This window comes from Methanospirillum hungatei (assembly GCF_020216685.1).
Lineage (GTDB): Archaea > Halobacteriota > Methanomicrobia > Methanomicrobiales > Methanospirillaceae > Methanospirillum > Methanospirillum hungatei_B.
In genome coordinates this window covers 1-7,011 of sequence record NZ_JAIWNS010000230.1, presented here as the reverse complement: position 1 = coordinate 7,011, position 7,011 = coordinate 1, and the positions used below count along the sequence as shown (strand labels likewise).

The window sequence follows — 7,011 nt, the reverse complement described above, 5'->3', positions numbered from 1 at the left end:
TGAATTCGATCTGTTTTTGAATCGTCAGTGCGTATGCCTCAAAACCTGATAATCATGGGTGAATTCGATCTGTTTTTGAATCGTCAGTGCGTATGCCTCAATCCGGTTGAGGTTTTCTCTGACAATGGGCGGGAGATCTGATCGTGGAATACTATCAAGGAAGAGGAGAAGCCCGCCAAGTGAATTTAAGATATCGTGCCTGGTGATGCTGGAGGGGAGCTGAAGTTTCCGGTTTGCTTCGATAATTGTACCGTCCCTGTCCTGGTATATCACTCCCTGCCCCATCGTTTCAAAGAGTATCCGGTGTCTTGCATCCTGTTCATGAACTGCCCGTGCCGATCGTGTACTGAATACTGCGGCCCTTACCTTTTGGGCCAGTTCTGCAAACTGGGATCGAATTTCACCGCCTTTCTGAGCATACCCCTCGGCACCGCGTTCAAATGCCTCGATTACAACCTCCTCCCTCCCCTTTCCGGTGAATATAATAAATGGTGTATCATCCCCGCGTTCCCTGATTGCGCTGAGGAGATCCAGTCCGCTCATTGATTCCATCTCATAATCGGCAATGATGGCATCGTACTCGTTTTCTGAAAGTCTGGCAAGGGCGGAGGATCCTGATGCTGTGATATCAGCATCAAAAGAGAAACATGTCTTCAGATACTCACGGGTAGCATGCAGAACCACATCCTCGTCATCAACAAGGAGTATCTTTAAAATATCTGATGGGGTGCGTAAGGAGGTATGCATATATCTCGTGTCCGGGGGATAATTGATGAGGTTTATGTCCTGTGATGATAAGGAATTTTCTCAGTGCTCTGCATAATCCTGTAAGATCGCTTCATTTGCGGTCTGATTGTTTAAATCCGGTTGCTTCAGGATTTATGTACCTTCCTCTGGTATGTCCGTTCTCCTGATATGCCAACCGACAGGGGTAAGTTTATGAATGAATAAACCAAGTATCAGGAGAGGATATATCATGGCAACCTATAGTGTTGAGGCCCAGGCAGCCTTTGATGAGGAAGGACCTGCAATACAGGCTCCCGTTCAGACAATGTCACGGATCAGGACGAAGGGGGCAGGGACCATCCAGGTCGTTGAGTTCATCCTTGGCAATGAACTCTTTGCAATTGATCTCTTTGATACCAGGGAGGTGATCACCCAGACTGAAGTTACTCCGCTCCCCAATACTCCTCCCTATCTGAAAGGCATCATTGACCTTCGGGGAATGATAACCACCATCATTGATCTCAAAGATCTCATGCATATCACCACCGAATCATCAGGGAAGAAAAAATCGCGGATCATCGTGCTCGATCGTTCGATAACAGAAAAGCCAATAGGCATCCTCGTGGACGATGTCTTCTCTGTTACAACCTATGGAAATGAAGATATCGACAAGGAGAATACATCATCGCAGAAGACTCACCGGGACATTCTTGGTGTTATCAGGAAGAAGACAAAAACAACCGGTGAGAAGGATAAAAGCGGGCTGGTTGTCTGGCTTGATATCAGGACCATGATCGAAAAAATCGCCGCTGAGCTCTGATCCCGTGTCCGGATCTCCCCCGTAAATATCCTTTTATCCGGGGGAAATTGTTATTCTTCCATTTAAATCCCCTTTTTTTGTTGTAATGCATGGCATTACTGACGTGCATATCTGAATGGCATATCCTTATCAATATATTCTCTAAATTGAAATTACCTCAAGTACTATCCCATAAATGATGAACAATCAATTCATATGTCTATTCTTCACCGGACAAGAGAATCGCCACATGGATCTGAGATGTATCATCTGAATATTCTGGTTGCAGGCCAAAGACCAGGAAAGGTAAAAGGGAGTCTTCTGTGTGTGTGATAAGCGTCTTGGGGTATTTTTCCCGGTCTTTGTTTTTTAGGACAGGATACACATGTCAACAGAGGGAAAGTCAGCTTTTGAGCGAATGTATGCGACAATCGATCCCCTGATTGAATCAGTCTTTTGTGCTGCTGATGAATGTCAGATAAGGGGTGAGTATGAGATCGCAATCAGGCTGTATAAAGAGATTATTGAAAAAGAGCCGAATAATGGGCGGGCATTTCAAAAGGTTGCAGATTGCCTGGATCATATGGGAAACCATGCAGATGCACTGGTCTGGTATGACAAGGCACTCGAATCTGATCCGTACAATGCAGAAGTCTGGTATAATAAAGGAATGACTCTTCGAAAGATCGGGAGCCAGGAAGAGGGGCTTATGTATATTCAAAAAGGGATATCCCTTGCCATGAGTGCTCCTTGCCCCCGGTACCGGGTATAGTGCATAAGATCATCCCACTTTTTTGTAATCTTCACACGCTTACTCTTGTCTGAAAACAAAATAAAACATTTAATTCTGTAATGCATGGCAGAATTGAAATGCAAATGCTTATCCATCAGGGATAGATATTATTAGTCAGCCTCCAGTTCAGTCCTGATCGGATATCTGTGTACATATTCTCATGGGGGCATGTGGCTGTGAATATGTGCATGGAAACAGGAAAGAGGGCCTGTTTCACTCCAATCAGTACGTAGTACCACGAGCTTTGTCGTGATATGTTCCAAAGAATGCAGGAAACCGAAATGATCGCTCATGGAAAACAAACCGGATCTCCGTCTCTTTCTTCACCAAAACCACGCACATCTTCAACCGGATATCCGCATCTGTCATCCGTTCATCGGAATTTATACAGGTTTTTCACCGGGATCAATGAAACCCTGGCACTGGTCTTTGGAAACTCGGGATATATAGGTCGATAGGGCTTTCCTATCACGGTATGTGCAGCCGTGATAGCTTACAGCATCCATAAGAGGGAATTTATGAAGTATGTTCAGACGACCTGCCCGTACTGCGGAACCGGATGTTCATTCAATCTGGTCGTAGACAAAGGAATGGTAACCGGGGTTGCACCCTATCAGCGTTCTCCGGTGAATGAAGGAAAATTATGCCCGAAAGGGACCTATGCATATGAATTTATCAACAGCCCTGACCGGCTGAAAAAACCACTCATCAAAAAGGATGGAAAATTTGTCGAGGCCTCCTGGGATGAAGCACTCAAACTTGTTGCTGAAAAGTTCAAGTCTTATAAACCAGATGAGTGTGCCTGTCTTGCCTCAGCCAGGGTCTCAAACGAAGACAACTACGCCATGATGAAGTTTGCCAGGGGTGTGCTCAAGACAAAGCACATTGATCACTGTGCCCGTCTGTGTCATGCTTCCACCGTAGCAGGACTTGCAAATATTTTTGGATCAGGTGCCATGACAAACTCGATCGGTGATATCGCAGAATCCAGATGTGTGTTCATCATCGGGTCAAACACCTTTGAATGCCACCCGCTTATCGGGCACCGGGTTATGCAGGCAAAGGCTAAGGGTGCAAAGTTCATCTATGCCGACCCCCGGTACACGCCCACCGGAAAACAGGCTGATCTGTATCTCCAGTTCAGGTCAGGTACCGATGTTGCTCTGCTGAACGGTATGATGCAGGAGATCATACGGAACGGCTGGGAAAACAAGGAGTTTATTCAAAACCGCTGCAATGGGTTTGAGGAACTCAAGAAAGAGGTCATGAAGGATGAGTACAGCCTTGAGAACGTCTCAAAGATTACCGGTGTTCCTGCTGACAAGATCAAGACTGCTGCAGAATGGTTTGCAAAGTCAGGGGCAAGTGCAATTCTCTACTCCATGGGTATCACCCAGCACACCACCGGCGTTGACAATGTCAAGTCCTGTGGCAACCTGCAGATGCTGACCGGAAATCTTGGGCGGCCGGGGACTGGTGTGAATGCCCTTCGTGGACAGAATAATGTGCAGGGTGCCTGTGACATGGGATGTCTCCCGGTGGTTTACACGGCATACCAGAAGGTCATCGATGAGGCAGCCCAAAAGAAGTTTGCAGATGGCTGGAAGTTTCCGGACGGGATTGCAAAGGGTGAGAACGGATATGAAGTCACCACGCTCATGAATGTCCTCACTGAAAAACCCGGTGAGATAAAGTGCCTGTATATCATGGGGGAAAATCCGATGATATCAGATCCTGACCTCACTCATGTCGAGCATGCATTAAAGACTCTGGATTTCCTCGTTGTCCAGGATATATTCCTGAACGAGACCGCTGAATTTGCTGATGTGGTTCTTCCGGCTGCCTGCTATGCAGAGAAGGACGGGACACAGACTTCAACCGAACGCAGGGTTCAGATGTGGCGAAAAGCACAGAATCCACCTGGAGAAGCAAAAGGTGACTGGGAGATCATCGCATCAATCGCAGCAAAGATGGGGTATGGTGCCCAGTTCCCATGGAAGACTTCTGAAGACGTGTTTAATGAGATGGCAACACTCACTCCCTCCTATGGCGGGATGACCTATGAGCGTCTGAACCGGCCTGAAGCACTTCACTGGCCATGTCCTACGAAGGATCATCCTGGAACACCGATTCTCCATGGTGAGAAGTTCGGTATGCCGGATGGAAAGGGTCTCATGACAGGCATCCCCTTCAAATGGCCTCAGGAAGTTCCGGACAGTGAATACCCGTTTGTGCTGACAACCGGACGTTCCATCTGGCAGTGGCATACCGGTACCATGACCCGCCGGTCTGCAAGTCTTGAGCGTGAAGAACCGACCGGATGGGTTGAGATAAACACGGAGGATGCAAAGAAACTGGGCATCGCAGATAAAGAGAAGGTAAAAGCAAAAACAAGGAGGGGAGAGATTACCATCCCTGCACGGGTAACACCGGATATCATGCCTGGGGTTGTCTTCATCCCGTTTCACTATGCTGAATGTGCCGCAAATGTCCTGACTATCAATGCTCTGGACCCGGTTGCAAAAATTCCTGAGTCCAAGGCCTGTGCGGTGAAGATAGAGAAGATTGCGGAGGCGAAATAAATGGGACTTTTTGACTCAAAACCTGCCATTAAGGCTGGTGATATGGTCTATGCATGGACGACTGAGGATCAGATCGCACAAAAAGCAGAGTGCGGTGGTGCCGTTACCGGTCTCTTAAAATATGCCCTTACCAACAAGATGGTTGATGCGGTTCTTGCCGTGCAGAAAGGGCAGGATATCTATGATGCAGTCCCGACCGTCGTCACCGATCCAAAGGAGCTGGTCGGAACTGCCGGATCTTTACACTGCGGGACACTCCTGATCGCAAAAGTGGTCCAGAAGTTCCAGAAAGGCTCACCTGACAAGAAGCTAGCCGTTACCGTTAAAGGCTGTGACCTTATGGCTTTGCATGAACTGGCAAAACGTAAAGGGGTGAACCTTTCAAACCTCCTGCTCATCGGGGTGAACTGTGGTGGTACCGTCTCCCCGGTCAAGGCCCGGACTATGATACGTGATGTCTACCAGGTTGATCCAAATACCGTTCACAAGGAGGAGATTGACAAGGGCCAGTTTATCATCGAGTATGAAGGTGGACATAAAGGGATCTCCATTGATGAGCTGGAAGAGAGCGGGTATGGACGCCGGTCCAACTGCCGTCGGTGTCTTTATAAAGTGCCTCGTGAGGCAGATCTTGCCTGTGGAAACTGGGGAGTCATCGGTGATAAGGCAGGGAAAGCAACCTTCGTTGAGGTTTGCAGTGATAAGGGAGCAGAACTTATACAAAAAGCCGTAAAAGCCGGTGCCATTGCAACTACCCCTGCTGATCCTAAAGGAATTGAGATCAGAAAGAAGGTTGAGGGTGCCATGGTAAAGCTGGGTCAGAAATGGCGGAAAAAGGACTTTACTGCACTCAAGGCTGATCTCTGGAATACAATTGCCGGTGAGACCTCCCGGTGTATTAAATGCTACTCCTGTATAGAAAACTGTCCGGTCTGCATGCCAGTCGCAGGGAATGGTAAGGAGACGAAATCACTCATGGTCGAGCAGGGTGCACTGCCCCCGTCACCCATGTTCCATATGAGACGGTTTGCCCATATTTCAGACTCATGTGTCAACTGTGGTCAGTGTGAGGAACTCTGTGCCATGGATATTCCGCTGGCTTTATTCTCTCATGCCATTAGGAGTGAGGCCGACCTCGCATTTGAGCCAAAACTTGGAAGACCAGATTATTCCAATTAACTTTTTTTCGTGTGTGATGAGGATTATTCTGATTTCCGGTATAAGACTGTACACAGATAATCCTCAGTTGCCTTAAAGACCGGCTCTCTGTTATTATTCATCTTCATCAGCGGAATCACCTTGGTTCTGACACCCATCCCCCTGCTCTCAACATACCCATAGTCACGTAATATTTCCACTATCAATGGATTTCGTGGAGACCGCTGCCCTGCAATCATCTTCTCTACGGTCATGGAATTTGGAAGAGCACCAGGGCTGATGATCTCAATCCTGTCACTATATCTGCTTACTTCGACATCAACTGCCCGTGTCCAGTCCCGGTGGCAGAGGGCGTTGATGACCACTTCACGAATTGCTTCAAAGGGGTATTGCCAGTCTTTTGTCAGTCTGAACTCATCATTGACTGTGCTCGCACCGGTTGAGATAAATGGCATAATCATCTCGCTGAACCGTTCAATGAGACCTGGGTCCTGGAGTGTTCTGACTCCGTGTTCATTTGTGATATATCGTCCGGTACATGGCCCGTCAAGTACGGTATCAACGAATGTCTGGTAGGTCTTCTCTTCTGATTCGTATATGATAAGGCGGATTCCTGCCTGCCTCATATATTTCCGTGGGTGTATCCCGAAGAGAACAATGCCGGCAATGGTACAGACAACTCTGTCTCCGGAGACGGTCGTGAGCATCCCAAGTCCGGTGAGCCTTCGTATCCAGTCTTCATCTTTGTCAGGAATCTCCGGATCATGGATAATATGAGTGAGATATTCCCGGATTCGGGTAAGGTCAAGGGACTGGAATGAGGTTCCAGGAACGGGAAGGAGTTCAGTATGAAGAATTCCTCCGGCAGCAAACAGTCGTGCCTGCTGTTCACGGGTCGCAAGTCTTGAGGTTGAACCAGCCCTGATATAGATCTCTTCCCGGTCATTATTTCG

7 protein-coding genes are annotated in these 7,011 nt (G+C 47.8%); 4 read left to right on the top strand and 3 right to left on the bottom strand.

From position 1 onward, the window contains the following. Positions 1-24: 24 nt before the first annotated feature. Entirely contained in the window at positions 25-747 is a 723-nt protein-coding gene (locus LDL35_RS13625) for a response regulator (RefSeq protein WP_304023405.1), read from the bottom strand. 196 nt (positions 748-943) lie between these two features. Between LDL35_RS13625 and LDL35_RS13620 the strand changes: the two genes are divergently transcribed. After that, a complete protein-coding gene (locus LDL35_RS13620; protein ID WP_304023403.1) occupies positions 944-1,546 on the top strand; it encodes a chemotaxis protein CheW in 603 nt (200 codons plus the stop codon). 364 nt (positions 1,547-1,910) lie between these two features. Beyond that, positions 1,911-2,297: a tetratricopeptide repeat protein gene (locus tag LDL35_RS13615; protein WP_304023401.1), complete on the top strand. Its 387-nt coding sequence runs from the start codon at positions 1,911-1,913 to the stop codon at positions 2,295-2,297. Between the two features lie 243 nt (positions 2,298-2,540). Here the strand turns inward: LDL35_RS13615 and LDL35_RS13610 are convergent, their stop codons facing one another. After that, complete coding sequence (locus tag LDL35_RS13610; protein WP_304023398.1) at positions 2,541-2,687, bottom strand: hypothetical protein; 147 nt, start codon at positions 2,685-2,687, stop codon at positions 2,541-2,543. Positions 2,688-2,836: 149 nt separating this feature from the next. Between LDL35_RS13610 and fdhF the strand changes: the two genes are divergently transcribed. Together fdhF and LDL35_RS13600 are read left to right on the top strand one after the other, a co-directional pair. Further along, positions 2,837-4,900 (top strand): formate dehydrogenase subunit alpha, encoded by a 2,064-nt coding sequence (fdhF, locus tag LDL35_RS13605; RefSeq protein WP_304023397.1) that lies wholly within the window; start codon positions 2,837-2,839, stop codon positions 4,898-4,900. Continuing rightward, on the top strand, positions 4,901-6,079 hold the full coding sequence (locus LDL35_RS13600; protein WP_304023395.1) for a Coenzyme F420 hydrogenase/dehydrogenase, beta subunit C-terminal domain: 1,179 nt from the start codon (positions 4,901-4,903) through the stop codon (positions 6,077-6,079). A gap of 23 nt (positions 6,080-6,102) precedes the next feature. On the opposite strand, the gene LDL35_RS13595 is transcribed toward LDL35_RS13600, so the two are convergent. Then, on the bottom strand, positions 6,103-7,011 hold a 909-nt coding region (locus LDL35_RS13595), incomplete at its 5' end, for an ATP-binding protein (RefSeq protein ID WP_304023393.1).

Coding starts and splice junctions, on each gene's coding strand:
- LDL35_RS13610 (WP_304023398.1), bottom strand. CDS start 2,687: ATGACAGATGCGGATATCCGGTTGAAGATGTGCGTGGTTTTGGTGAAG.
- LDL35_RS13600 (WP_304023395.1), top strand. CDS start 4,901: ATGGGACTTTTTGACTCAAAACCTGCCATTAAGGCTGGTGATATGGTC.
- LDL35_RS13625 (WP_304023405.1), bottom strand. CDS start 747: ATGCATACCTCCTTACGCACCCCATCAGATATTTTAAAGATACTCCTT.
- LDL35_RS13620 (WP_304023403.1), top strand. CDS start 944: ATGAATAAACCAAGTATCAGGAGAGGATATATCATGGCAACCTATAGT.
- LDL35_RS13615 (WP_304023401.1), top strand. CDS start 1,911: ATGTCAACAGAGGGAAAGTCAGCTTTTGAGCGAATGTATGCGACAATC.
- fdhF (WP_304023397.1), top strand. CDS start 2,837: ATGAAGTATGTTCAGACGACCTGCCCGTACTGCGGAACCGGATGTTCA.